Source organism: Cupriavidus sp. HPC(L), assembly GCF_000307735.3.
GTDB lineage: Bacteria > Pseudomonadota > Gammaproteobacteria > Burkholderiales > Burkholderiaceae > Cupriavidus.
This window is the reverse complement of record NZ_AMPR02000334.1, coordinates 24,262-50,529: the sequence shown is the minus strand read 5'-3', so window position 1 is coordinate 50,529 and position 26,268 is coordinate 24,262. Positions and strand designations below refer to the sequence as shown.

22 protein-coding genes and 2 pseudogenes are annotated in these 26,268 nt (G+C 59.0%); 10 read left to right on the top strand and 14 right to left on the bottom strand.

Annotation, left to right across the window (positions count from 1 at the left end; all coding sequences use genetic code 11):
- The first annotated feature begins 77 nt into the window (after nucleotides 1-77).
- The 4 genes from B551_RS17005 (at nucleotide 78) to B551_RS16990 (ending at nucleotide 5,236) form a co-directional block, all read left to right on the top strand.
- Nucleotides 78-1,544 (top strand): MFS transporter, encoded by a 1,467-nt coding sequence (locus B551_RS17005; protein WP_006575754.1) that lies wholly within the window; start codon nucleotides 78-80, stop codon nucleotides 1,542-1,544.
- Between the two features lie 180 nt (nucleotides 1,545-1,724).
- Entirely contained in the window at nucleotides 1,725-2,612 is an 888-nt protein-coding gene (locus B551_RS17000; RefSeq protein WP_006575755.1) for a LysR substrate-binding domain-containing protein, read from the top strand.
- A gap of 26 nt (nucleotides 2,613-2,638) precedes the next feature.
- A complete protein-coding gene (locus B551_RS16995) occupies nucleotides 2,639-3,745 on the top strand; it encodes a nitronate monooxygenase family protein (protein WP_023264621.1) in 1,107 nt (368 codons plus the stop codon).
- Nucleotides 3,746-3,817: 72 nt separating this feature from the next.
- The gene (locus B551_RS16990; RefSeq protein WP_006575345.1) at nucleotides 3,818-5,236 is read left to right on the top strand and encodes a hypothetical protein; all 1,419 of its coding nucleotides are present in this window, start codon (nucleotides 3,818-3,820) and stop codon (nucleotides 5,234-5,236) included.
- A gap of 15 nt (nucleotides 5,237-5,251) precedes the next feature.
- Here B551_RS16990 and B551_RS16985 read toward each other — a convergent pair whose 3' ends face one another.
- Nucleotides 5,252-6,220, bottom strand: a complete 969-nt coding sequence (locus B551_RS16985) for a tripartite tricarboxylate transporter substrate binding protein (protein ID WP_006575346.1) — start codon at nucleotides 6,218-6,220, stop codon at nucleotides 5,252-5,254.
- Between the two features lie 25 nt (nucleotides 6,221-6,245).
- Nucleotides 6,246-7,427: a pyridoxal-phosphate dependent enzyme gene (locus tag B551_RS16980; protein ID WP_043440541.1), complete on the bottom strand. Its 1,182-nt coding sequence runs from the start codon at nucleotides 7,425-7,427 to the stop codon at nucleotides 6,246-6,248.
- A 101-nt stretch (nucleotides 7,428-7,528) separates the two neighbouring features.
- Here B551_RS16980 and B551_RS16975 point away from each other — a divergent pair, with 101 nt between their 5' ends.
- A complete protein-coding gene (locus B551_RS16975; RefSeq protein WP_023264620.1) occupies nucleotides 7,529-8,458 on the top strand; it encodes a LysR family transcriptional regulator in 930 nt (309 codons plus the stop codon).
- Between the two features lie 19 nt (nucleotides 8,459-8,477).
- Here the strand turns inward: B551_RS16975 and B551_RS16970 are convergent, their stop codons facing one another.
- The 4 genes from B551_RS16970 to B551_RS16965 form a co-directional block, all read right to left on the bottom strand.
- A complete protein-coding gene (locus tag B551_RS16970; RefSeq protein ID WP_023264619.1) occupies nucleotides 8,478-8,846 on the bottom strand; it encodes a VOC family protein in 369 nt (122 codons plus the stop codon).
- A gap of 283 nt (nucleotides 8,847-9,129) precedes the next feature.
- Entirely contained in the window at nucleotides 9,130-10,044 is a 915-nt protein-coding gene (locus B551_RS25715; protein WP_006575349.1) for a GIY-YIG nuclease family protein, read from the bottom strand.
- A gap of 154 nt (nucleotides 10,045-10,198) precedes the next feature.
- On the bottom strand, nucleotides 10,199-10,639 hold the full coding sequence (locus B551_RS26170) for a hypothetical protein (RefSeq protein ID WP_157072015.1): 441 nt from the start codon (nucleotides 10,637-10,639) through the stop codon (nucleotides 10,199-10,201).
- Between the two features lie 606 nt (nucleotides 10,640-11,245).
- Nucleotides 11,246-11,599 carry a YggL family protein gene (locus tag B551_RS16965; RefSeq protein ID WP_006575350.1) on the bottom strand — a complete coding sequence of 118 codons (354 nt, stop codon included), beginning with the start codon at nucleotides 11,597-11,599 and terminating at the stop codon, nucleotides 11,246-11,248.
- A 110-nt stretch (nucleotides 11,600-11,709) separates the two neighbouring features.
- On the opposite strand from B551_RS16965, the gene B551_RS16960 reads away from it, so the two are divergent.
- Both B551_RS16960 and B551_RS16955 read left to right on the top strand, forming a co-directional pair.
- The gene (locus tag B551_RS16960) at nucleotides 11,710-12,189 is read left to right on the top strand and encodes a YaiI/YqxD family protein (RefSeq protein WP_006575351.1); all 480 of its coding nucleotides are present in this window, start codon (nucleotides 11,710-11,712) and stop codon (nucleotides 12,187-12,189) included.
- Between the two features lie 124 nt (nucleotides 12,190-12,313).
- On the top strand, nucleotides 12,314-12,643 hold the full coding sequence (locus B551_RS16955; RefSeq protein WP_006575352.1) for a DHCW motif cupin fold protein: 330 nt from the start codon (nucleotides 12,314-12,316) through the stop codon (nucleotides 12,641-12,643).
- A 99-nt stretch (nucleotides 12,644-12,742) separates the two neighbouring features.
- Here B551_RS16955 and B551_RS16950 read toward each other — a convergent pair whose 3' ends face one another.
- Genes B551_RS16950 through B551_RS16940 form a run of 3 tightly spaced genes read right to left on the bottom strand, consistent with a single transcriptional unit; the run spans nucleotide 12,743 to nucleotide 14,388 of the window.
- The gene (locus B551_RS16950; protein WP_083492646.1) at nucleotides 12,743-13,345 is read right to left on the bottom strand and encodes an isochorismatase family cysteine hydrolase; all 603 of its coding nucleotides are present in this window, start codon (nucleotides 13,343-13,345) and stop codon (nucleotides 12,743-12,745) included.
- 60 nt (nucleotides 13,346-13,405) lie between these two features.
- The gene (map, locus tag B551_RS16945; protein ID WP_006575354.1) at nucleotides 13,406-14,179 is read right to left on the bottom strand and encodes a type I methionyl aminopeptidase; all 774 of its coding nucleotides are present in this window, start codon (nucleotides 14,177-14,179) and stop codon (nucleotides 13,406-13,408) included.
- Nucleotides 14,176-14,388 carry a ParD-like family protein gene (locus tag B551_RS16940; RefSeq protein ID WP_006575355.1) on the bottom strand — a complete coding sequence of 71 codons (213 nt, stop codon included), beginning with the start codon at nucleotides 14,386-14,388 and terminating at the stop codon, nucleotides 14,176-14,178. The genes map and B551_RS16940 overlap by 4 nt, the downstream gene beginning before the upstream one ends.
- Before the next feature lie 134 nt (nucleotides 14,389-14,522).
- Between B551_RS16940 and B551_RS16935 the strand changes: the two genes are divergently transcribed.
- Nucleotides 14,523-14,927 (top strand): VOC family protein, encoded by a 405-nt coding sequence (locus B551_RS16935; RefSeq protein WP_006575356.1) that lies wholly within the window; start codon nucleotides 14,523-14,525, stop codon nucleotides 14,925-14,927.
- Nucleotides 14,928-15,423: 496 nt separating this feature from the next.
- The gene (locus B551_RS16930; protein WP_043440495.1) at nucleotides 15,424-17,685 is read left to right on the top strand and encodes an AAA family ATPase; all 2,262 of its coding nucleotides are present in this window, start codon (nucleotides 15,424-15,426) and stop codon (nucleotides 17,683-17,685) included.
- 120 nt (nucleotides 17,686-17,805) lie between these two features.
- Here B551_RS16930 and B551_RS16925 read toward each other — a convergent pair.
- Together B551_RS16925 and B551_RS27350 are read right to left on the bottom strand one after the other, a co-directional pair.
- Nucleotides 17,806-18,597 (bottom strand): annotated as a pseudogene (locus B551_RS16925) (VWA domain-containing protein); the annotation flags it as partial.
- 60 nt (nucleotides 18,598-18,657) lie between these two features.
- A pseudogene (locus B551_RS27350) lies at nucleotides 18,658-18,858 on the bottom strand (ABC transporter ATP-binding protein); the annotation flags it as partial.
- A gap of 252 nt (nucleotides 18,859-19,110) precedes the next feature.
- On the opposite strand from B551_RS27350, the gene B551_RS16920 reads away from it, so the two are divergent.
- Nucleotides 19,111-20,790, top strand: coding sequence for an amidohydrolase (locus B551_RS16920; protein WP_006575359.1), 1,680 nt, complete (start codon nucleotides 19,111-19,113; stop codon nucleotides 20,788-20,790).
- 326 nt (nucleotides 20,791-21,116) lie between these two features.
- On the opposite strand, the gene B551_RS25710 is transcribed toward B551_RS16920, so the two are convergent.
- The 3 genes from B551_RS25710 to B551_RS26165 are packed head-to-tail and all read right to left on the bottom strand — an operon-like array spanning nucleotide 21,117 to nucleotide 25,575.
- Entirely contained in the window at nucleotides 21,117-22,271 is a 1,155-nt protein-coding gene (locus B551_RS25710) for a response regulator (RefSeq protein ID WP_083492645.1), read from the bottom strand.
- Nucleotides 22,268-22,717, bottom strand: a complete 450-nt coding sequence (locus B551_RS25705) for a response regulator (protein ID WP_083492644.1) — start codon at nucleotides 22,715-22,717, stop codon at nucleotides 22,268-22,270. The genes B551_RS25710 and B551_RS25705 overlap by 4 nt, the downstream gene beginning before the upstream one ends.
- The gene (locus B551_RS26165; RefSeq protein WP_157072014.1) at nucleotides 22,714-25,575 is read right to left on the bottom strand and encodes a hypothetical protein; all 2,862 of its coding nucleotides are present in this window, start codon (nucleotides 25,573-25,575) and stop codon (nucleotides 22,714-22,716) included. Before B551_RS26165 ends, B551_RS25705 begins: the two co-directional genes overlap by 4 nt.
- Between the last annotated feature and the right edge of the window lie 693 nt (nucleotides 25,576-26,268).

Below are 26,268 nucleotides of genomic sequence, written 5' to 3'. Positions count from 1 at the left end.
GATCACCGATCGTGCTGGCGTAGCATTCGCCGCGCCGCCGCCCTGCCGGTGCGGCGCATGCTCCCATCACGATTCCCATGTCCGTCGACCTCACCCTCTCCCCCGCCGAAGCGCAACAGGCGACCGCCAGCGCTGCTCCACCGAACAAAGCCGTCATCCGCTCCGCCGCCGATGTCTCGCAACTGGTCAACCAGGGCGGCGCCCAGGCCAGCAACGCCCGCATGGTGGTCGCGATCGCGCTGGGCGGCGTGTTTCTTGACGCCTACGACCTCGGCGCGCTGGCCTTCGGCCTGAAGGACGTCACCCGCGAGTTCAACCTGACGCCGGCCGGCACCGGCATGGTCGCGTCCGCGATCACCTTCGGCGCGATCGTCGGCGCCTTCCTCGGCGGCTATTTCACCGACCGCATCGGCCGCTATCGCGTCTTCATGGCCGACATGCTGTTCTTCGTGGTGGCGGCGATTGCCTGTGCGCTGGCCCCCAATGAATACGTGCTGGCCGGCGCCCGCTTCGTGATGGGCCTGGGCGTCGGCATCGACCTTCCCGTGGCGATGGCCTTCCTCGCCGAGTTTTCCAAGCTGCAGGGCCGCGGCAACAAGGCCGCGCGGGTGGCGATGTGGTGCCCGACCTGGTATGCGGCGATCTGCGTGTCCTATCTGCTGGTGCTGCTGTGCTACGCGGTCCTGCCCGAGTCGCACAGCGGCCTGCTCTGGCGCATCATCCTTGGCTTCGGCGCGGTGCCGGCGCTGGTGATCATCGCGGTGCGCAGCAAGTACATGAGCGAATCGCCGGTGTGGGCGGCCAACCAGGGCGACCTGGAAGGCGCGGCGCGGATCCTGAAGCGGTCCTATGGCATCGACGCGGTGGTCGCGCCCGATGCAGTGGCCAAACCGGCCAAGCGCGCGGCGTCCTGGGGCAACTACGCGGTGCTGCTGCAGGGCGTCTACCGCAGCCGCACGGTGCTGGCGACGATCATGTCGATCGCCTCGTCGTTCGCCTATAACGCGGTCGCGTTCGGCCTGCCGGTGATCATCGCCAGCTTCCTCGCGCAGACGATGCTGAACACCATCCTGATCTCGCTGGCGCTGAACCTGCTGTTCGCCTTCGTCGGCGGGCTGATCGGCGTGCGGCTGGTGCCGCGGGTCGGTGCGTGGAAGCTGACGGTGGTCGGCTACGCGTTCCAGCTGGCCGCGCTGGTCGGCCTGGCGCTGGTCGGCAAGCCCGACGGCGTAACCGAAGTGGTGGCGGCGATCGCGCTGCTGGCCGTGTTCCTGCTGGGCCAGGGCTTCGGTCCGGGCGCGCATACGATGACCTATGCGTCGCTGAGCTACCCCACCTCGCTGCGCGGCGTGGGCGTCGGCTTCAACCAGACGCTGATGCGCGCCAGCTCCACGCTGTCGCTGTTCCTGTTCCCGGTACTGGCCGCGGCACTGAGCACCAAGGTGTTCTGGGTCATCGCACTGGCCCCGCTGGCCGGCCTGCTGGCGCTGCTGGCGATCCGCTGGGAGCCGGCGAACTACGATGTGGATGCGGAGGATTTCTGATCGGGCCTAGGGGGGCCGGCCACGCCGGGCCACCCTGCCGATTGCTTCAGGAGGGAGAACGCGTACTGCGTTCTCCCTTTTTGCTTTGTGGGCCGCCTTGACTTATCGTTCTCGATACAGGATATTTAATCCGTATTCATTCCTTAATTGAGAACGGCTCGATACGCCGCGCCGCATCCGATGGAACTGGCCGAACTGGAAATCTTCCGCGCCGTGGCGCAGGAGCAAAGCGTCACGCGCGCCGCGCGCGCGCTCGATCGCGTGCAGTCCAACGTCACCACCCGCATCAAGCAGCTGGAGGACAGCCTCGGCGTCACGCTGTTCCAGCGCGACAGCAAGCGGATGACGCTGACCGCCGAAGGGCAAAAGTTGCTTGGCTATGCGGAGCGGCTGCTGGCGCTGGCCGAGGAAGCGCGGCAAGCGATGCGGCATGATGTGCCGAACGGCAAGCTGCGGCTGGGCAGCATGGAAAGCGCCGCGGCCGCCCGCCTGCCGAAGCCGCTGGCCCGCTATCACACAAGCTATCCGCTGGTCGACGTCGAGATCCGCACCGGCACCGCCCAGGCGCTGGCCGATGCGGTGGCCTCGCACCAGTTGGACTGCGCGATCGTCGCGCACCCGGGCATCGGTTCGCCGCGCCAGTTGTCGATGGAAGACATGGCGCCGGGCCTCGAAGGCGCATTCCTGTTCACCGAAGAACTGGTGTTGGTACTGCCCGCCAGCCATCCGCGCGTACGCCGGCCACAGGACGTCACGCTGCGCACGCTGGCCGGCTTCTCGCGCGGCTGCACCTACCGCCGCTGCGCGGAGGAATGGCTCGCGCAAGCCGACGAAGCGCTGCGCCGCAACCTGACGGTGCGCGAGATGCCGTCCTACCACGCGATCCTGGCCTGCGTCAGCGCCGGCTCGGCCTTCGCCATCCTGCCGAAGTCCCTGCTGGCCCTGCATCCGGACCGCGACGACTTTCACACCGTGCCGGTGCGATCCGCGCATACCTTCCTGGTCAAGCGCGCCGGCTTCACCACCGCCGCCTACGAGGCATTGCTGCACGAGCTGCGCCAAGGCTGAGCGGCCCGATCCCGAAGGAGCATCCGATGTCCCCCTCTTCCGCTGCAAACGGCCTGCTGGCCCGGCTAGGCATGTCGACGCCGATCATCCAGGCCCCGATGGCAGGCGTGAGCACGCCGGCACTGGCCGCGGCCGTCTCCAACGCCGGCGGCCTTGGCTCGCTCGGCGTCGGCGCGATGAACGCCGATGCCGCCCGCCAGGCCATCCGCGACACGCGCGCGCTGACCGATCGCCCGTTCAACATCAATCTGTTCTGCCATGCGCCGGCCCGGGCCGATGCGCAGCGCGAGCGCGGTTGGCTCGACTATCTGGCCCCAAGCTTTGCCGAATTCGGCGCGACCCCGCCGGCCTCGCTGCGCGAGATCTATCGCAGCTTCGTCGCCGACGACGCGATGTACGAGATGCTGCTCGAAGAGAAGCCCGCCGTCGTCAGCTTCCACTTCGGCCTGCCGGATCAGGCATGGATCGACGCGCTGCGCGAGGCCGGCATCGTGCTGCTGGCGTCGGCGACGACGATTGCCGAAGCACGCCAGGTCGAAGCGGCCGGCATCGACGCCGTGGTCGCGCAAGGCATCGAGGCTGGCGGCCATCGCGGTGTGGTCGACACGCAGGCCTTCGACGAAGGCCTGGGCACGATGGCGCTGGTCCGCCTGCTGGTGCGCAAGACCAGCCTGCCGGTGATCGCCGCCGGCGGCATCATGGACGGTGCCGGCATCGCGGCCGCGCTGGCCCTGGGCGCGGTGGCCGCGCAGCTGGGCACCGCGTTCGTCGCCTGCCCCGAGACGGTGGCCGACGCCGCGTATCGCGAAGCGCTGCTGGCGGACCAGACGCGCCCGACCACGCTGACACGCGCTATCTCCGGACGCGCCGCGCGCGGCTTCGTCAATCGATTCACCGAACTTGGCATCGCCGCCGACGCGCCGCCGATCCCCGATTACCCGATCACCTACGACGCCGGCAAGGCGCTGCACGCCGCGGCCAAGGCGAAGGGCAGCGCGGACTTCGCCGCGCAATGGGCCGGCCAGGCCGCACCGTTGGCACGTTCGCTGCCCGCGGCAGAGCTGATCGCGACGCTGAACGCCGAGCTGGACGACGTGCTGGGGCACCTGGGCAACCTCGCGCGCGCACGCTGAGCCAAGCGGTGTGGCGGCCGCCGGGACGGCGCGGCGCGTCCCGGGGCCGGCGTCGTTGTTACCATTGCGCTCATGTCCCTGCCGCCACTGCCCGCCTTGCTTGATGACACGCTGCGCGCCGTCGCACGGCGGTATCGCCTGCCGCCGATCGGTGCCGTAGCGGAGCGGATTCATGAGGCCAATCCGGCGACAGCGCTGTCGATCACCATCGAACAGGCTCGCCTCGCGCTGGCGAACGGCGAAGTCCCTGGCGCGGCGCTGAAGCATCTGTTCGTCGAATCGCTCGCGCGCATGGTGCGCGAAGCGATCCGGCCGGATGCCGGCGATCCGGCTTTCCAAGCGATGGTGCTTCGCCACCGGGTGGCCCATGTGCGCGAGTACGCGTCGCTGGCGGCGCTCGCGGATCAAGACCGCAGGGCCGTGCTGGCGGCCGTCAACGCGGTGGCGCACCCGAACAAGCAGCAGCGGATCGCGGCGCGTCGGCTGCGGGAGGCAATGGCGAAGCTCCATGCTGCTGCGTCCGCGTCAGCGTGGTCCGATCTGCAGGACGCCGTTCGCACTCTGCTAGCGATGCCGGAGATCGCGAACGACACGCCATATCATCACGGCTTGATGCAACTGCTGGAAAGCCCCGCCCTGCAGCGTTTGCGGCGGCTTGAAGCGCTGCTCTCGGACGAGCTCGTCCGCCAATATCGAACGCTGTGGGACCGTCAGGGTCCGCGCTCGGGAACCGCTACCGCGACGGCGCAGGGCGTCTCCTCGCGGCAGCGCGGGGCCGCCGTCGAAGCGCTGGCCGCACAGGCGCTGCGCGCGTTGGCGCAGCGGCTCAACGAACGGGAGGGCTCGTCGGCAACCTATCGCGTCGTCACGTCGATGCGCGTGCCGGCATCGCTGCCGGCCAGCCACGAGCGGGCGAAGACCGAATGGGATGCGGTGTTGCTGAGGCGCGCGGAGACAGCGCGCGAAACGGCCGACGACGCCGGCGACGATACGCCGGCCTGGGACGTTTGCCTGCTCGTCGAAGCAAAAGCCTCGGCGGACGCCGCCACCACGGACCTGCCCCGGCTGCTGCGCGGCTTGCGCCTGCTGGCGCATGCCGAGCCGCACGTCGTCTATACCTTCCAGACCGAGCAAGGAGCGGTACGCCTTCGTGGTGCCGCGTTGCGTGCCCTGCCGACCGACGAAGCGGATCTTTCGAATCGGATTCTGTATTGCAGCGATGCGCCTGCCGAAACCACTCCACGCATGCTGAGTGCCGCCAGCCGGATGCAGCTGTTGTCCGCACCGGCCACCCTCGCATTCGCCAGCAAGCTGATCGACCAGCAGCATGCGGATTCGCGCGACCTCGAGCCGGTCTGGCATCAACTGATCGAATCGCCGCAGTGGAGCGCCGTGCTGAACCAATACCGGACCCTGCGGCAAGTACGAGAGCTCATGGTCCACGCGGACGATCTGCTGGCCGCGATCGCCGAAACCGGCCGACGCGGCTGACTTATTCCGGCTGACTTATTCCGGCTGAATTCCCGCCTGCTTGACCAGCGCCGCCCAGCGATCGACCTCGCCACGCAGCCGGTCGCCAAGTTGCGCGGGCGACGACGCCTTTAGATCGATGCCCTGGCTATCCAGGCGGGCCTTGGTCTGCGGATTGGCCAGCGCCGCACGTACCTCGTCGCCCAGCTTGCTGACCACGGTCGACGGCGTGCGTGCCGGTGCCACGATGGCCCACCACTGGCTGATCTGCAGCGACGGCAGCTTGGCCTCCGCGGCCGTCGGCACATTGGGCAGCGCCGGAATGCGCGCCGGTCCTGTCACCATCAACGCCGTGATCTTGCCCGCGCCAAGCAGGCTGCTGCCGCTTGCCAGCGTGGCGAAATGGCCGGCGACCAGCTGGGCCGACACGTCGGTCAGCGCAGGCGCGGAGCCGCGATAGGGAACCGCATCGATCGGCACACCGGCCTGCGCCTCGAACATCTTGGCCGCCAGATGGCTGATTGTGCCGTTGCCGCTCGTGGCCAGCTGCAGCGGCTTGCCCTGCTTGCGCGCATCGGTAAGAAAGCGCTGCGCCTCGCCGGCCCGATAGCGGGTGCTATCGGCGAACAGCACCAGCGGCGATTCCCCGAGCAGCGAAACCGGCGTGAAATCCCGCAGCAGGTCGTATGGCATCTGGCGGAACACGGCCGGCGCCACCGTATGCGCCAGTTCGATGACGCCCAGCGTGTAGCCATCCGGCGCCGCCTTGGCGACCGCCTCGGCACCGATGCGGCCCGAGGCCCCTGCCCGGTTCTCGACGACCACCGGCTGGCCCATCGACTCGCTCATCCGCTGCGCCACGGCGCGCGCCAGCGCATCGGTACTGCCGCCCGCGGCCCAGGGCACCACGATGCGAATGGGTTTTTCGGGATAGGCCGACATTGCCGCCGGCGCATGGGCAGTCAGGCAGATTGCGAGGGAGGCGATCAGATAGCGCAACGTCATGGGAAGACTCCAGCCAGTGTAGGGATCAGCCTTGCGCGGGGTCACGATCGCCCCGTGCCGTCAACATCAGAAGAACCGATTGCGATGCGTCGATGCGCCCGTCGGCGCGCAGCATTTGCGCCGCGGCAAGTCCTGCCCCCGCGCAGAGCTCGACCCAGAATCCCGCCGCCGCCAACGCGGCCGTGCCGGCACGGGCCGCCTCGTCGCCAACGACCACCGCGCCACCACCCGAACGCGTCACCGCCTGAACCTGCTGCGCGGTCACCGTCGAGCCCGCAGTGGAGAACTGCTGCGTCGCGCCGGCAAAATCGCCCTGCTGCGGCTCGCCGGCCAGCACCCGCGACAGTCGCGGAAACGGCTCGACCGCCCACAGCTTCGGCACGCGAGAGAGCCGCCGCGCCGCCACCAGATCGCGCAGCGCGCTATAGATGCCCCACAGCAGATCGCCACGCGCGGTCGGCACGATCACGTGGTCCGGCTCGCAGCCCTGGTGCGCCCATTCCAGCGCCGCGGCGCGATAGCCCTCGACCCCGAACACCGGGCTGCCCACCGCCGGAATGCTGTAGTTGGTCAAGGCGAACGCCCCATCGTCCTGCACGCGGCGGCGCACATGCTCCCATCGCGCATGGCCGGTCTCGCAGACGATGCGTCGCGCCCCGTAATAGCGCAGCGCCGCATCGAATATCGCCGGCAAATCCCGGTAAGTCGCGACCTCGCAGGCCAGGCCTGCCGCCGCACAGTAAGCCGCGGCCGATACCGCGGCATTACCGCTCGAGGCCAGCACCACTTCGCGGGCGCCAATCGCCAACGCGCGGCTCACGGCCTGGGACGACATGCGGTCCTTATGCGAGCCGGTCGGATTGGCGCCTTCGTTCTTGATCCACACCGACGCGACGCCCGCCACCTCGGCCAGCGCGGGCACCGGCAGGCAGGGCGTGTCGCCCTCGCCCAGCGTCACGCCATTCAGATATGGCAGGCAATGCCCCCAGCGATAACCTGCGCTTTTTGGTGCAAAATCGAACGCTCGCGCGTCATAGACCGCCTCGACACTGCTTGGCCGGCCCTGGCTGTGACAGGCCGGGCAGCCTTCCGGCAGATCGGAAACGGGATAGATCGCCTCGCAGCTGATGCATTGCAGCGCGTGCAGCGCCGGATTCAGGGTCGGTGGCAAGGCAGGGAGCGGCGTCGATGAACGGTCGAGGGACATGGCGATAGACAACGATTGCATAGGCCAAAGTCTACGGCGCGCCATGCTCCAGCGATGACAGCTGTCGTGGCTTTTTGATAAGACGAACTTATAGGGTCCACATGAATGAGGCCACCAGAGACACCGGCGAACCGTCCATCAGCGCCCGGCAGATCGAGGTATTCCGCATGGTCATGCGCCTCGGCTCCGCACGCCGCGCCGCCGAGGCGTTGCATATCAGCCAGCCGGCGGTCACCCAGACCGTGCTGCAACTCGAGAAGATCGCGCAGCTACGCCTGTTCGACCGCAGCAAGGGCCGCATGGTCCCGACCGCCGAAGCCGCCGCGCTGATGGACGAAGTCGAGCGCGTCTATATCGGCCTCGACGCCGTCCAACGCAAGATCGACCTCCTCCGCCAGCACGAAGACACGGTGCTGCGCGTCGGTGCCCTGCACGCGATGGCCACCAGCGTGATGCCAATGGCCGTCGCCAGCTTCTCGCACAACTACCCGCGCAGCCATTGCCGGCTCGAGGTCGACAGCTCTCGCGCGCTGCGCGAACGCCTGCTCCAACGCGAACTCGACCTGGCCTTCATGGGCGATGAGGTCGATACCAGCGGCCTCACGGCTTCCGAGTTCTACGCCGTACCAGCCGTCTGCATCGTGCCGGCAACCCATCCGTTCGCGGCCCGCGCCAGAGTCAGCGTCACCGACCTGGCCGACGCCCCACTGATTGGCCTCGACGCCGCGGACCCGGCCCAACGGCAACTGGAAGCCGCGTTCGCCGAACACCAAATCGCGCCCCGCTTCGTCGCGACGACGCCGTATAGCCATACGCAATGCGCGTTGGTGCTGGCGGGCGCGGGGCTTGCGATTACCAATCCGTTAGTCGCACGAACCTATCTGGCCCTTGGGCTCAGGAGCGTTCCGTTCGCCGGGACGGTGCGATTTCGCGCGATCCTGGCCTTCCATCCCGGGCGGGGCCAGTCATCGGCGGCGCAACATTTCGTCAGCCTTTGCCGGCAGGGGGTCAGGGATTTGGTGCAGCGGTAGGTTTGACTAGGGTTTCGGCTTAAGGGTCGTGGCAGACGACTTCGATGTTGTGGCCGTCTGGGCCGATGACGAAGGCGGCGTAGTAGTTGGGGTGGTATTGCGGGCGTAGGCCGGGTGGGCCGTTGTCTTTGGCGCCGGCCTGGAGCGCTGCGCGATAGAAGGCGTCGACCTGCTGGCGGGTTTCGGCTTTGAAGGCTAGGTGGAGGTGGGCGGGCTTTTCGTTGGTTTGGAAGAGGCAGAGGGAGGGCTTGCCTGGGGGGCAAAGTTCGACGCCGTAGGACGGGGGGCCTTCCGAGGCTATCGTTACGCCGAGGGGTTCTAGGGCTTTTAGGTAGAAGGCTTTGCTGGCGGGATAGTGCGTTACGCCGAATTTTATGTGGTCGAACATGGGTGGTCCTGAGCCATTGTTGGGTCGCGCGGTGGTTGGTATCGCCTCCGCGCTCTACGCCGGTTGTGCCGAGGCGGAGCAACTACTGCGACTAGTCCACAGACCATCCCAGCCTCAGAGACGAGGACTGCCTCCAATCCGAGAGCAACGTTCGCTTTCGTCTCGTAGCGGCCGAACGTCTCCACGGGTCGATTGAAAACTTCCGGCTTCTAACCTCCAGCCCAGCACCCACGCCCCACGAAGAGGTCCGACATCCGCGATGTAGTCATCGCGCCTCGCGCCACTAAGGGGTCTTCTGCTTCCACTGTCGCAGAAGGTCACCAAGGCTTTTACCATCTTCGGAAATCCAACCATCTGCATTACTGCTAACCCCGCGTACGACCGTGGCGGCACCAGATGCCGAAGAGAAGAACTGGTCCTGCTTCACGACTAGCTGTCCGCCTTCTGCGGCGATCACACCAGATTCGATGAGTTGTCGGCGCAGTTGTGCGTACTTCGGCATCCATACATCGAAGCTCGGAGCAGGCTCTCTTGCCACGGTGCTTCCAGCTTTCAGAAGCACACCTCCGTCCACCGTCTCGATCGTTGCGCGGGCATCCTTCGATGTGCTGTGAAACACCAAGCCCCGGGGCAAGGCCGAATAAACAGCTCGTCGTTTCCCTGTAGCGGACGCATTGGGAGCCTCCGATTCCTCATCGACACTTGCAACTGCAGTTTGCGAAGCTTCAAACTGCGGATATCCCAACAAAGGTAGCATCAACAAAAGATCGGCCAGCACGTTTTCTACGAACGCGTACTCCTCTTCTCCCAATGCGGGAGTCTGAGGGTTGTTTCCGTTATCAAGAGTCACAACGCCAGCTTCCTGCGCAAGCTTGACAAGCTTGGACTCGAGATGCTGTATGTGTGCTTTGTTCAGCCTCGTCTCCGCAGTAAAGAACAACGCTCGCTCCCAAAAGGTCTTCTTCGCGGCATGGTCCTCAAGACGCTTGCCTACCGGGTCGCCTTCACCGATGTAAAGCCTGGACGGGCCAACGAGCAAGTAAACCCCGGGCAAATTCCACTCTTTCCGACCTTTGACCTCGCCTAGAAGTGCCCGAGAAAAGATCGTCGCCTTACCGATACCATCATCACGGGTGGCAATTAAAACTCCGGTGGGATCACCCGAGGGTACGAAGACTCGCAGCGAAAATGGTCTCACACCAATACCTCCTGCGCCACCTCTGCTTCCAAGAGTAAGCTCCAATTCAGTCCAAAATTAGTCACGGTAACTACAATCGAGGCTAAGCGAACAGAGGAAAAGTTCCTGAACGGTGGGAGTATATGGAACATTGTACTGATTCGAGTCGGCCATCTCACCGCCCAGGTCCCTCGAGCGGGAAATTCATTTCTGTCAGGAACGTTCGCCCAGGGGGTAGCCATTTTCGCTTGTTTAGATCCTGCCGCATTGCCGTTATGAACGCTCGATAGAGCGCTTCGTACTCTGCAGAACGTCCCATCCTGATTGCTTCTGAAAGCCGGTTCCCGGCTAAGACGACTTCGTCGGATCCAACGAGCCACGTTTTGCGGAGCGCCCGAAGATACTCTGCGCGATACGCGGGCGTACTAGTGGCAAGAAATAGACTATCGATCAGCTTGACAACTTCCAAGTAAACATCGCGCCGCTGCTCATATGCTGTCCATGCGCGCTGTGCAAGCAGTTGCGCGGCCCAGACGATAGCTCCCAGCACAACGGGTACTGCGATCTTCGCCACTTCCAGCGTCCAGCTTGGGTTGGCGACAACGACATCAGCCACAGCGTAGTCTCCATGTATAGTTGATGAAATACGCTATCACATCTAAGAGCGCTTTTGCGGAAACCATACTGTTTCGCTTCTCGAAGACTCGAAAGCAGTCGAGCCCCGCACATTCTCCCTAGTATTGAGCTAAGAAAACAATTCTTCCGTCGCTCCGATTGCGGCAGCCGTTCGCTCCCTTCTAGCTGCCGAGTGGCGCCTCCGGCTTGAATGCAGACGTCAGGGTTCCCAGCATCTGGCTGACTGAATTGGGCGATTGCGCCGTTCCGTCCGGCCTAATACGCCATGCCGACAATAAGATCTTGGGCACAACAACGGGTGGCATCACTCGGAGAGAATGGATCTCTTTAAGGCTCGCCACACGTCAGTCCTTTTTGTTGCTCCAGATTTAGGAGCAGCAGACAAGAGCTGGGATTTGGATCGGGACCAGTTGATCGTCGATGGAACCTGCCATCGTTACCCCGCCGGGGCTTTTTCCCTTGGTGCTATCGCGGTCATGTTGCAGCGCCTCTACCGCCATCGGTGCGGACGCGGGCTCGGCAATCCGCACAATATGAGACATGGCTCGGCATATGCCGAGCCATGCTTCCTTTGCCCTTGCCCCAATCACTCCTGGTCCACGCCATACCACGCATCCCGCAGCGGCCCAACGCGAACGTTCTCGAAGTCGCCAGATGCCTGCAACCACTTCTCGACCGCTTCGCGCTGCTCGGCGCTGACCGAACCGCGCGCGGCGTTCAGCAGGATATAGGCGGACAGCTGACCATCATCGATGGCGCCGGCCATCAGCAGCCCGTTGGCCTCGATCGCCTCTTTCAGGAACCGGTCAAGCAGGGCCTCGGGGTCGCCTTGGCGAGCCGGCGCGGCGACGTCGGCCATTACTTCGAATGCCAGTTCCTGATACTCGCCAATATGGAGCTTCTTGCGTTGGCGGTGGTTGTAGCGGCGGGAAGACTTCATGGGAATCCTTTGATGCTTCATGGGAAAGGCGCAATTGTGCCAGTTCTTGGGAGAGTGTCAGCCGAAGCACGCAGTATCATGACCGTCTTCACCCCAACCGAACTACCGCGATGCAAATACTGGTTGACGCAGACGCCTGCCCCGCCGTCGTCAAGGAAATGTTGTACCGAGCGGCGCAGCGGGTCGAGGTGTGCGTCACGCTGGTCGCCAATCAGTACATGCGCACGCCGCCATCACGCTTCATTAAATCGATACAGGTGCCGGCCGGCTTCGATGCTGCCGACGATCGCATCGTCGAGCTGGTCACTGCTGGTGACCTGGTGATTACGGCCGACATACCTCTTGCCTCAGCTGCCCTAGACAAGGGTGCTCACGTACTGGATCCCAGAGGAAGCTGGTTCACGCGCGAGAATATTCAGGAGCGGTTGACGATGCGTGAGGTGATGGATCAGCTTCGCGCCTCAGGAATCGATACCGGTGGGCCGGCGCCGTATTCCGCCCAGGACAGCAAGGGGTTTGCCGGACAATTGGATCGGTTTCTCGCACGCCACGCACCGCCGAAGGCCGCCTCCGGGCCTACTGAGCCATAGCTTTAAAGCATGTGCCGATAGGCCGTGAACCAACTGAGGAGGGACGGAGCGGGGCCGTACGAATATGCCGCCACTCAGACGCAGAGCAGTCAAATTTTTGAGTGAATCAGCCTGGAGCAGATCAATGCAGATGAGCGACATACCTTTCGGCACGACCGATTGGTCAACCGTTGAGCGTACGGAGCATCCCGGAGAAAGCGGATCGGCATACTGGCACACACGTACATTCGGCCAGATTCGGGTTCGCCTAGTCCATTACACTCCCGGCTACCTCGCCGATCATTGGTGTTCCATGGGACATATCTTGTTTTGCCTGGAAGGCGAACTGCATACGGAGCTCGCGGACGGTAGGGAGTACATCCTCAGACCGGGCATGAGCTACCAAGTCGCGGATAACGCCGAAGCGCACCGTTCATATACGGAGACCGGGGCAAAGCTATTTGTGGTTGACTGAGCGATATCGCCGTCTTGCGTTGCCCGTGTTTTTTGCGGCGGTAAGGGCGACCGCGTTTCTATCTTTGACCGACTACCCGCCGTCGGCCTGCCCGCGATGTCAGGCAAGCAATGCCAACGCATCCGCCAACGTCAGCACCGTCGTACGCGATTCAAACGCTGTCGCAAAGAGATGATCGTGCACGACCTGATCCGGGTCGTAGCAACAGTCCTTGACCGCGAACAAACGGAAATCCGCATCGCTGGCGTAGGCGACCGAAGACAGCATCACGCCGGTCGACGCAATGCCGACCATGATCAGCGTATCGATGCCTTGCGCGGATAGCCTGACCTGCAGATCGGTACCAAAGAACGCACTGGCACGGTGCGCGATGATGATCGGCTCATCGGCTTGCCGGCCGAGTTCCGGCGAGATCTGGTCTTCGACGAAAAGGCCAAGTTGCTTGACGCCCTGCCCGTTCTTGTTCAGCGGGCTTACTTCCGGATAGCCGGAACTGAAGTGGAACTTCGCGAAATAGACGCTGACGCCTTTGTCCCGGGCAGCGTCGCACAGCCTGCGCGTATTGGCGAGCAATGTAGGCGCGACCGAGGGAAACAACTCGAGGATGTCGGTCTGATAGTGCATGACCAACAGCGCTGTCTTTGCTGGAACGATTGCCGGAATCTGCGTAGTCATATTTGACGTAGCGGCGGTACTTTCCATATCGGGTTGATCGCTGCGGGAGTCGGTGGAGGACAACGACCGACTCTACCACGACCCTCATCAGCCAAAATCCGGCACTCTTTCACCGGGACGTAATGTCAGAACGCGTACGCCGTTTCCCGTGACAGCCACCGTGTGCTCGAATTGCGCGGACAATTGGCCATCGCGCGTCACCACCGTCCAGCCGTCTTCCTCGGTCCGAACGGCGTGCCCTCCCTGGTTGATCATCGGCTCGATGGTGAACACCATGCCTTCGCGCAGCACCAACCCCGTTCGCGGCCGTCCCCAGTGCAGGACTTCTGGAGGCTCGTGCATTTCCCGGCCGATGCCATGGCCGCAATATTCCCTAACGACCGAATAGCCATGCCTGCGGGCGTGCCGCTCGATCGCGTGTCCGACATCGCCAAGCCTGGCGCCGGGCCGAACGGTCTGGATTCCCTTCCACATGGCCTCATAGGTAACCTGCACGAGGCGCTTGGCTAGCGGTGACACCTCGCCAACGAGGTACGTTTTGCTGGAATCCGCGATATAGCCGTTCTTCTCCAACGTGATATCGAAGTTGACGATATCGCCGTTCTGCAAGACGTCCGACGTCGAAGGAACACCGTGGCAGACCACGCTATTGCGAGATGAGTTCAGCGCGTAGGCATAGCCGTACTGCCCTTTGCTCGCCGGGCGCGCTTGCAGTTCGTTGACGATATAGCTGTCGACCAGGTCGTTCACCTGCATGGTCGACATACCGATCAAATTGAGCCGATCCAGATGGCTGAACACCTGCGCCAGCAATCTGCCCGACTCCGCCATGATGGCAATTTCTTCAGGCCGCTTCGTCATGTCGAGGAGACCTTGACGCCTTGCGGCACCACACCAGCCGCGCGCAATTCGCCAGCCACGATCTCATTGAAGCTCTGCGTCGGATTCATTTCGCACAGCATGCCGATCTTGATCCAGAAGGCCGCTTGCGCGTTGATCGACCGGCACGACACGGCGCTCGCCTTGCGTATCTGATCGTGGAGATCGTCGTCGATATTTACTATGCCCATTTCCAATGCCATATATGAAACGTATATGGATCATATGCGCGATGCCGTTGACAACGCAAGTAGTTCGCCTGTTCGAGGCCATTCGGCCATGCCACAATCTCCGCCAGCCAACATAAAGAATGGAGGTAGACGCAATGACTGCCGCGACTTTAGGCATCGACCACATTGGCCTTACCGTATCCAACCTGGAGGCCTCGACGCGCTTCTTTACCGAATGCATGGGGTGGCGCGTATTCGGCAGCAACCCGGCTTATCCTGCGGCGTACGTCACGGATGGGACGTCGAAGATCACCCTGTGGCAAGTCGCGGATACAACGGCGTTCGCCCCCTTCGATCGCAAGAACACCGTTGGCCTTCACCACCTTGCATTGAAGGTGCCGGATCGGTCTTCGCTCGATAGCCTTTTCGCACGGGTCCGCGCTTATCCCGGTGTTCGGGTCGAGTTTGCGCCGGAGCTTTCCGGCAACGGTCCCAAGTGGCATGCCATGGTGATGGAACCGGGTGGCACGCGAATTGAACTGAGTTTCGATCCGCGATAGCTGACCACTTCTGCGATACGAACTCCGGTCATATGCTGGCGGCAAAGGAGTAGACGCTTGAAAGGGCACCGCTTTCTTTGCAAGAAAGGAAGGCAAGCATGGAATCGGAGCGCGCCTTGAGGGCCAGATGTAGCGGGTCCCCGAAATATCGAGCTGATCGGGCGACCATGTAAACGCTGACGTCCGGCTATCGCCAGCCGTGACGGACGATTAAGGGCTAGCTGGCGCTCGCCCTCTTCGGCCAGAAGCCCGAAGTTCGACGTGCGACATAACCGCTTCCCCCTCAAAGGACTGCATCACCCTCGCACCTAGAGGGATGGTTCTGCATCGGGCGTAAAACTGCTGAGCTCCCAAGCCAAGAATATTGGCAGCGTGATCGAATGCCTTCGTAATGGCCTCTCCTCGTCACGCTTATCGTTGCGGCGCAGGCTTGTCTATGCGCGATACCTTTGGCATCCTGTGACGCGAAAACCAAGATAAACAACGGGGCGGCAAGATGATCGAGAACATTTCCCTATCGAAAACGGCGACCTACGGTGATCAGCCAGAGGTTCTAGGGCCGCTCAAACGCGTAAATTTCATCTTTGGCGCCAATGGTACCGGTAAAACAACGATCAGCAGAGTGATAGCAGACGCTACACGGTACCCACTATGCGGGATTGCTTGGAAGGATGACCGGCCGCTACAGGCTTTGGTCTATAACCGGGATTTTGTTGAGCGCAATTTCAGCCGGTCCACTGAGCTCAAAGGCGTCTTCACCCTGGGAGAAAAGCAGGTCAAGACACAGGACGAAATCAAGGAGAAGAAGCAGCAGGCCGACGGCTACAGAGACAAGGTGGCCAACCTAAAAGGGGTTCTTGACGGGGAAGATGGCACATCGGGAAAACGCGGCGAATTGGCGACACTGGAAGATTTATTTCAAGAGCAGTGCTGGGAGGCCTATGGAAAGCATAAACGGCGGCTCTCCCTTGCGTTTGAGGGATTCAGAAACAGCAAGAAAGACTTCAAGGCTAAGGTCCTGCGCGAAGCCGAAACCAATGCATCACCGATTGTACCTTTGGACGAGCTACACAATCGCGCAGAAACGATTTTCGGCCAGAGCCTAAGCGAGGCGGGCACTGTGCCCAATGTGGGCTTTGCTGCATTACTGGACTACGAATCCGATACGATCATTAAAAAAATGGTGATCGGCAAGGAGGACGTGAATATCGCAGCGATGATCAAAAAGCTCGGCAACAGCGACTGGGTGAAGGCGGGCAGAAGTTACTACGAGGTCAATGATCGCGTGTGTCCCTTCTGCCAGCAAAAGACAGATAAAGCGTTTGAAATGAGCCTCAGCGAGTACTTCGACGAGTCATTTGAGCGTGACAGCAAGGCCATTGCGTTGCTGCTCGACAACTACAAAACCGAAGCGGCTCGCGTCCTGCAAGAGCTTGGACAGATTTTGGAGGCCCCCTCAAAGTTTCTGGACGTCGATAACTTTCGACGTGAGCGCGACTTACTCGAAGCAAAGCTCCAACTCAATGCACAGCAGCTTATCAAGAAGGCCAAAGAGCCGAGCCAGATTTTTGAGCTTGAATCAATTCGAAACATCACCGCCACAATCCACGAGCTCATAGCCAACGCCAACAAGAAGATTGTCGAACATAACGCATTGGTGAAAAACATCGGCAAGGAAAGGACAAGGCTGACTTCCGATGTCTGGAAGCACCTGGTTGAGGCGGATTTGAGCGCAGCATACTCTAGTTATAAGAGCAAAAAGGCTGAGCTGGAAAGGACCATCAAAACAATTGAGGAAAGGGTTTATAATTTCAACCAAGAAATTCTGACTCGCGAGACTGCAATTCGCGAGCTGGAAAAACAGACAACGAGCGTAAAGCCGACAATTGATGCTATTAATTCCCTGCTTTCCTCATTTGGGTTTCACGGCTTCTCGCTTTCGATGGCTGATAACGGCACTTCTTACAAGCTAATCCGGGAGGACAAGTCGGACGCCAAGGAGACGCTGAGCGAGGGGGAGAAGACATTTGTGACCTTTCTGTATTTCTACCATCTGCTTAAAGGTAGCGAGACGGAAAGCGGCATCACTACGGATCGAATTGTCGTTTTCGACGATCCAGTCTCCAGTTTGGACAGCGAGATTCTGTTCATTGTCGGAAGCCTCATAAAGAGGGTTTTCGATGAGGCTCGTAGCGGGGCGAGCCCGGTCAAACAAGTCTTTGTTTTGACGCACAATGTCTATTTCCACAAGGAGGTTTCGTTCAACAATTCCAGAATCGATAAGGCTCTTAAAGACGAAACGTTTTGGGTTGTGCGCAAACCAGCCAAGCACTCGAAACTTGAAAACCACGAGATAAATCCAATTCATACTTCGTATGAGCTGCTATGGTCGGAAGTGAAGAATCCGAATCCGTCGCTGCTCACCATTCGGAACGTCATGCGAAGAATCCTAGAAAACTACTTCAAGTTTTTCGGAGGAATTGAGCCGAGAGATATTTGCACAAGGTTACCAGGCAAAGATCAAATGATCTGCAACAGCCTTTTGTCATGGCTAAACGACGGTTCGCACTATGCCCAAGACGATATCTACGTCAGTATGGACCAAGGCGCGGTCCAAAGTTATCTTAAGGTTTTCCATCTAATCTTCAAGTTGTCTGGACACGAGTCCCACTACAAGATGATGATGGGAAATTCTTACGTAGAACTCGAATGTGTCGTTCGTGCAGGGACTGCGCTGGAAGAAGCGCCGACAGAATAAGGCCGAATGGGCCGGCCGAAAGCGAGGCAACGACGCTTCAATCGCCTGCGATCGCGCACGAGCGATAACATATGAACACGAAAAATTGTCCGAAGCCCAACCGCTTGCCACCGCTCCAGTTCACCTCCGAAACCAAACCACCGACAACCCACAAGCCACCACCAGCAACACCACCGCCCCCGCCGCCAACAACGCACCAACCTCAACCTCCTTCCGCTCCAACGCCAACCGGCTACTCAACCGCCGATAAACCTGCGTCAAATCCGACGCCGAGCTGGCCTGGAAGTACTCCCCATCGGTCAACATCGCGACCTGCCGCAAGGTAGCCTCATCCAGTTGCACCGGCGAGGAAAGGCCCGGCACCGGCGCCCCCTCTTCCAGCGGCGTACCAAAGCCCACGGTATAGACCCGGACTCCCCGCTGCGCGGCCATCCGGGCTGCGTCGAGAGGATCGGGGCCAGTGGTGCGGCGGCCATCGCTGAGCAGGATGATTGCGCCGTGCCGATAGGACCCGGGGCTCGGGGAAGGCTGCTCCTGTTCGCGCTTGCGGACCGCCTCCGCCGCGGCAGCCTCTGACAGTGATCTGCCGCCGGAGCCGGGCGCAAGCGACTCGCCGCCGAAGATGATCGCTTCGAGGTCGATGCCATCGTTGGGCAGCAGCACCGCCAGCGCCTGGATCAGTCCGCTGCCGGTGGCCGTGCCGTGTTGCAGTTGAAAGCGGTCGATCGCATCGAGCATGTCCTGCCGGCTGTCAGTCGGAGAAAGCACCACGGTCGCCGTGGCGGCAAAGGACACGATGCCCAGGCGCACGCTGGCCGGCAAACCGATGATGAAGTCGCGGGCGGCGTGCTGCGCGGCGGCGATGCGGGTGGGTGCCACGTCGGCCGCCGCCATGCTGCGAGAGGTATCCATTGCAAGTACCACCGTGACGGTGTCGGAGGGCAGTGTCACGGTGGCGGTAGGACGCGCGCAGGCCAACAGGGCCACGCCGAGCCCCAGCAGCACGAGGAATGGCGGGATGTGGCGCCGCATTCGTTGCCTGCGACCGAGCACGGCGCGCGGCAGCGCAACACTGGAATACAGCAGCGCGGCTTTTTTGCGCCGCGCAATCAGGTACAGGTAGGCGGCTACCAGCAGCGGAAGACCCAGCAGCAGCCAGAGCATTTGTGGCCAGAGAAACTGCATGCCGCGCTCCTTGGCACTCCTTGGCACGTGATATGGCGATGGTACTGCGTTTCCCGGTCAGGCATTCCCTTGGCCTTTCCCGCACCCCTGTTTTCTCTTATGATGCCGCCCGTCATGCGGGCGAGTAGAAGGCAGACCACCGCCTGTCCATGACTCGCGGCACTATGCCGCGAATCGGCGCCGCCCCGGGCGTCATCGGCAACACCATAAGAAAACACAGCACAACAACAAGGAGTCATCTTGAAGAAGTCCATCCGCACGAGGCTGCTCGCGTTGGCCGCCATGGCCGCCGTGCATGCGCACGCCGCTCCCACGCTGGTCGAGTCCGTACAGGGCTACACGCTGCAGAACGACAAGATCGCCAGCTTCAGCGGCCTGGTGTTCGACCAGGGCAAGGTCCTGGAGACTGGCGACGCCGCCGCGCTGCGCGCGAAATATCCCGATGCCAAGCGCATCGACGGCCAGGGCAAGACGCTGCTGCCTGGCCTGATCGATGCGCACGGCCACGTGTTCCGGCTGGGCTTCAAGACGACCGAGATTTCGCTGTCGGGAACGAAAACCCTGCAGGAAGCGCAAGGCCAGATCCGCGACTACGCGCAGAAGAACCCGCAGCGCCAATGGCTGCTCGGCTATGGCTGGAATCAGGTGAACTGGAAGCTCGGCCGCTTCCCGACTGCCGCCGAGCTGGATGCCGCGGTATCGGACCGTCCGGTGCGCCTGGTGCGGGTGGATGGCCACGCTGCCTGGCTGAACACCAAGGCGCTGCAGGCGGCTGGCATCACGCGCGACACCAAGGACCCGGCCGGCGGCCGTATCGAGCGCGATGCGAACGGCAATCCGACCGGCGTGCTGATCGACAAGGCGATGGCGCTGGTCAACAACGTGATTCCGCCCTACTCCGACGATGATCGCCGCACCGCGCTGGCCGCCGCCGTCGCGCATCTGAATGCGCTGGGCCTGACCTCCGTCGGCGATGCCGGCGTGACCGTCGCCGATGACCGCATCTATCGTGAATTCGCCGACCAGGGCAAGCTGACCACGCGCATCTACGGGATGATTCGCGACACTGGCGATGACTTCAAGACGCTGTCCGCCAAGGGACCGCTGATCGGTTACGGCAATGACCGCTACGATCTGCGCGCCGTGAAGCTCTACGGCGACGGTGCGCTCGGCAGCCGTGGCGCCGCACTGATGGAGCCCTACACCGACGATCACGCGCATAGCGGCCTGCTGTTCATGAGCGATGCCGTGATGCAGGCCAACGTGAAGACGGCGCTGAAGGCCGGCTATCAAGTCAATGTGCACGCGATCGGCGACAAGACCAACCATCAGGTGCTCGACGCGATGGAAGTCGCCTACAAGGACGTCGGCGGCCGCGACCTGCGCAATCGGATCGAGCATGCGCAAGTCGTTTCGCTGCCCGATATCCCGCGCTTCAAGAAGCTGAACCTGATTGCGTCGATGCAGCCCACGCACGCGACCAGCGACATGAACATGGCGGAAGACCGCATCGGCAAGGAGCGCATCAAAGGCGCCTACGCCTGGCAGACCTTCCTGAAGCAAGGCACCGTGATCGCGGGTGGCTCGGATTTCCCGGTGGAATCGGCGAACCCGTTCTACGGTCTGCACGCCGCGGTCACGCGCACAGATCATGAAGGCCGCCCGATCAACGGCTGGCATCCCGAGGAAGCGATGACGCTGCCGCAGGCATTCCGCGCGTTCACCCTCGATGCCGCCTACGCGCAGCATCAGGAAAAGACGTTGGGCTCGCTGGAGAAAGGCAAGTGGGCCGACTTCATCCTGGTGGACCGCGACCTGTTCAAGGTCGCACCGGCGGACATCTGGAAGATTCAGGTGCTGGAGACCTGGGTGGCCGGTGAACGGGTGTACGCGAAGGGTAGTCAATCGGCGCAACGCTGATCGACTAGATCGCAATCTCGCCAATAAAAAGCCCTGCTGGACGATGGTTCAGCAGGGCTCCTTATTGTGTGCTCGTCATTCACGGCTGCCAGCAAGGCATCCAGGAAAGCGCGATTCTGCCTGACCGATCTTTCGTCCTTGTCGATTCGTTCGCTGCGTATCCGGCAACACCGTGATTCCGCAGGTTGGCTTCCGCCTCGCCTTGCCGCCTACAATGTGGCAACAGGTTACAAGGGTCATCTCACTTTGGGTTTATCGAACCGCCCCCCTGCTACGGAAAACAATCCGAGCCGCGCATTGCGAATTACAACCAGTCTGAGTAACGGTCAGTCGTCAACAAGCTTCGGAAGCTGCAGCTTTAACACTTCAATGACGAACCGAGCTGACAGCGAACACGCTGTCGCATGTAGTGCATCTCCTTTAGCGGAATCCCCCATGTCGACTACGCACTTAGCACCAAAGAACAACGGTTCCGGGACCGACTGTTTGGCCGCCTCATACAATGCGTACATCTCCATTTCCAGCGCAGCCCACTTGCGATGTTGCATGCCGATGCTCGACATCATATTTCCATCAGCAACAACGACGGAGCCAGAAGAGATGGGAGCGATCTTTATGCCCGATTCTCTTAACTCGCTATCAAATAAGTCCGACTTTATCCGTCGAAGAAAATCGGTTTGCTCGGAAATCTGCTCAATGGCAGTCTTAAAGTTCGCATTGACGGAAACTTGATAAGGTTCCTGGCGAAATTTACCATCTTTGAACTTTCCGGTCTGCCACTCCCAACATACCTGACCTACCACAATATCCAGCAACTTAGATTCACCCTCCACCCCCGCGCATATGCCGCTCATAGCGACGATTTTTGGCTTGAATAGTTCGATGGCCTTCGTAGCCGCGATAGCCATATTAACCAAGCCCATATGCTGAGGCTTCACACACATCCCCCGAAAATCCCCAATGGTCATTTCTTGGCAATTCAGACCACCGATATTTTTCAACACCCCCAATTTTGCATCTGTACTTCCGTAACCTAAGCGTTCTTTTGTTAGTGCGCAAAATATCACGAAATCCAAACGGCTCTTTTCACTGCATTTCCGAATCTGCTGCGAAAGACTCCGCTTCCATTGGTTATCCTCCGAGTATACAACAAGCGTCACACCATTGTCGTTAAACAGCCTGGAGCGAGAAAGTGAATCGTCCGCATATCGGGTAATCGCTATAGACACGCTGTGATAGTTTTTGCTCTTTGCAAAATCTATCAATAAATCCTCTGAGATATCCTGCTCCTCCTTCGACCCAGGACGCGGAGGAAGATAGACATCAAAGACCACGAGGTCGTATGCCTTTGTTAGAAGTAGCCTACGAGCATCGACGAGGTTATCGGCAGTTTCAATACTGGGGAAAGAGTCCTCGGACCTTATCGCCTCTCGAATGGCGGCAAGCTTTTCGACGTCGTCTTCAATCACCAAATATTTCATAGACTTTCCAAAAAACGCTCAGTTTGGTGAACCCATTGAACAGAGTCATTATCGTAGTGGACCACCTTCAGATTCTCTATCCCGTAAAGATCTTTGATAACACGCCCCGATTCCTCAATTGAATAATATTCGTACTCCACTTCCACATCGGGATATTGCGTCAAAACGAGGATCGGTATCCTGCTCATACGCAATCGCCTTATCTCCAAGATTATCTCGATTCCCCCGGCAGGCATTGAAACTGGGCTGCCCTGTCCAGCAACCGCAGGATGACTAGGCAGCGACATATCCAAGACAATTGCGTCCGGAGTTTCGCTCTTCAGGTAATTTATGGCGCCAAAAACATTATCATAATGACGAAAATCAACACCCCGAAATGCCGCGGCAATGACAGTAGATATTTTTGAAAACTTAAAATAGTCATCTTCGACTATAAGGACTCTCATGATTGATAATCAATACCAAAATTAAAGGAGGCAATAACCGAATCACCTTCAAAATGGTAAGCCACCCCACCGATATATCCTGTTTGTTCCATACGACGAAGTTTCTTTATCCCGCTTCTACCCTCAACGATGAGTGCGTCCTCGCAGTCTCCTTCCAAAGCCATAGAAATAGAGCGCTCTACGTCCTCCATTCTCGTACCGTCTTCCAATTGAGAACGAATGGATATATTAACCCCAATCTTGTTCGGAAAGGCGCCCGGGGAAATCACCATGCTAAGCACTCCGTCCTTCTTTCCATATTTTGCAGCATTATATATCAGAATATATAACGCATCGTAGATTACGAAATAGGCTCCGCCGTTCAAAGTGTATTCATGGTTTTCAACCTCAATCCGAGGGTTGTAGTCCTGAAAAAATCCCCTTATCTCGGAAACGACCGCCCTGAAAAGAAGCGTTATATCTGCACTAGGCGACGCTATAGACGGCTTATTAAACCAAGATGAAATTATCCTGAATTTTTCCGCAGTCAGGGAATTTAATTCCTGACAGAACTCTTGTACCTCTCGGTGCCTCAAATAACCCTGATATCCCGACTCAAATCGGAATACCGCATATTTTGCTTTTTGTTCCATCAAAAATTTTCTGATGGCAGCCAGATCCTCCTCGATTAATCTCCAGCAATATTCCGTAATTATATACGGCAGCTCAATGGCTGTCTTATTAATCTTAAAGGACTTCGTTATGTCGTGCAGCATATGATTGGCCGTGTTCCGCTTATTCACAGAGCGGAAATCTCTAAATATCATTCCCTCGGGCTTCTTTTTATCGTGCACATGCAAGAAGGAGTCTCGCAACTTATCCAGCGTAGACTCGTACTCTTTGACCCAAACACGAAATGCGTCATCAAACTCTTTGTTTGCGAACAGATTTTTGTACCTGACATCCTTCGCAAAAACATTCACATCACTGAAACCGGTTCCCTTTAAGGTTCCATGGCGAATGCGGCGGCCTAGATATGATGCAATTCCGAATATTTTATTCGTACAAAATTCCTCATAACACTTCAACAGCAGACTGCCGATCTGGTCATGTGCTGTCATCCCAGTTTTCACCTTGTCCCAATTCAGGGAGACTAGTGTAAGCTCGGGCTGCTGTGGAATGACCTCGAGGAGTAAGCTTATATCATCGATAACTTGATCGTTTACCCATTGTGTGAACCGGACTGGGTCTACATAAATCCGAGAGTCATCGATCGTCCCCTTTTCTCTGCTAATCTGCACATCGATGCGCAGGTTTTTGGCACGCTCAATGTATGCACTATCTGCGGTGAGGTTTCCATACCATTCTAAGATATTCGCCCGCTCTTCAATCGCCGCATTCGGATTTTTTATGATTTGAAAGAGTTTGCTTAAAAACGTTTCGTCCGCCGTCAATATGAGGTGCTCGGCGACCGCCGGAGATATGTCATAAATGTAGCCTACAAGATCAGTAAGCTTACCCGCGAACTGCAAAACGGCTGTTTCCTGAATTACAGCCCTAAGCTCATGCTCCTTAAGCTGGCTTTTTTGCCTTATATGTGAGAGGCAGGTGACTACAATCTTTAACTCTGGTATATCCGCACACGCACCTACAGCTTCGATATACTGGGGCGGACAAATAAGCCCAATGTCTCTTGTAAGGGACATTAATCGCACGAAGCCTAGCTGATCTTCCCCGATATCACCGTCCCGCTTCTCGAGAAGGTACACCAGAGCGCAGGAATTTTGGAAATGGCAAGATTCATGTTTATTGAACTCTGATTGTCGCAGTGAAATATTGGCGTTTTCTATCCCAATATCCCGAATTTCTGTGATCTTCGAATAATATTGATTCAACAATCGACGCTCAAATGGTATTCTCTGTATATCCTTAGCTTCTTGTCGATTAAATACCGCAGCGTGGAGCGTTCTAAAATTAAAGAATGACTCAACTTCTATAAGGAGAAACGACTCTCTGAAGTAGTCGATGCCGACATATGGATCCCAGGTGTCGTAATATCGAGATGGATCGACTTCAATTTTTGAGAGCTTTTTATAAGCGGAAATTAGTCCCTCAGGGACAGCCGGCACAAACGGCAGCTCCAAGCGATTCGTACCACACAGATATACGAAAGCATCGAACACCGAAATGTAATAGTATGCAACGAGTGTTTCGAGGAACGATTCATATGTTCTTGGAATATGGTCGACGAAGCTCCTTGCGATGGCGGATACGAGGCTTTCTTCGAGACCGTGAATTTTTTCACAAATATTGAAAAAATCGGTTTTTTCACTGCTTAACTCTTTGATTGCCAACGACAAATACCGAACGTTGCTCAATCCGACTTCGAGTAGCAATGTGTCCACAGCTTCAGGAACGTCCGGATCCTCTGTCGCTCTCGCACGTATGAAATGGAGTACCCGCAAGAGAAAGATGGACACACCTTCGTTTCCCGCGAGTGCTCGGCAGCCATTGACCGCTTGCTGCCAATCTAGCGCAGCAATCGACGAAACTATTTGCGCCGCCAACTCGGTAAGAAATATTAATTTACTTTTATTTTTATCTATTTTTCCGCAGATCTCGTCAAGCGAATATATTGGGCGCTTTCCCACAATACGCGGGAAAGTCTTATTGAAGTCTCTGCCAATGGCGTTGTTCTTAAAGATCGCGCTTGTTCGAAGTATCTCAAGGACCTTATGAAAATCCTGCTCAGAGGAGGTCGCGCGTATTTTCTTGATGAGTCGAACCGATTCCGTCGCGTCCTCGGCAGAAATTAATCCTCGGACCAGATTTCTTGTTCTAATTGACGAAAGATCATTTATTGTAATATTTCTTTTCATTTCGAGTTTCTACGTCACATAAATATTTCTAGTTCGGCGCTTGCAGAGCAAGGAATGACGAGTCTTCGATGAATCGACAGTAATAATCACTCGATTGCCTCGCGGCACGGACGCACACTATCACTACCTTACACTATCGAACATACCCCTCTGGGAAGGGCCCTTACGTATTCCAGTTAGTCAACTCTTGTGGTAAGAGATCATCCGCTATCGTCCTGCTCGGGATAAATCCAATACTGATTGCACCGGCCCAGTGCCTCGCCTCCTGCAGCACCATCTCGCCGGCCGGTGCAAACCCTAGGCGGTGTCTTGGTTCGAGTCATACAATGTCATTGTGTCGCCTTACCAAATGTTGGTCTCCAGGAGTTCTCTCCAACGACTTATTGCTTGTTCTCGTGCCCGATTCCATTGTTCTTGCTTGTGCGGGCATATCGTCACCCTCTGCTTGCCGGGGCGACGGCAGTTCATAAGGAGGGCCAGCTGTGGTGCACTCAGCGACTTGGCCACGGTGGGGTACTGGCTCTAATGGACACCGGAGTCGTGCTGCTCGCGGGTAGTGCCACAGACGTGGACCTCAAAGCTGGGGAGCGTTGCTGGATTTGCCGAGAATTTTTCCTTTACCAGCCAATATTGGGATATCGAATTTGTCCAGGGTCGTTGACACCATCGTGAAAAAAAACGTGCTCGAGTAGA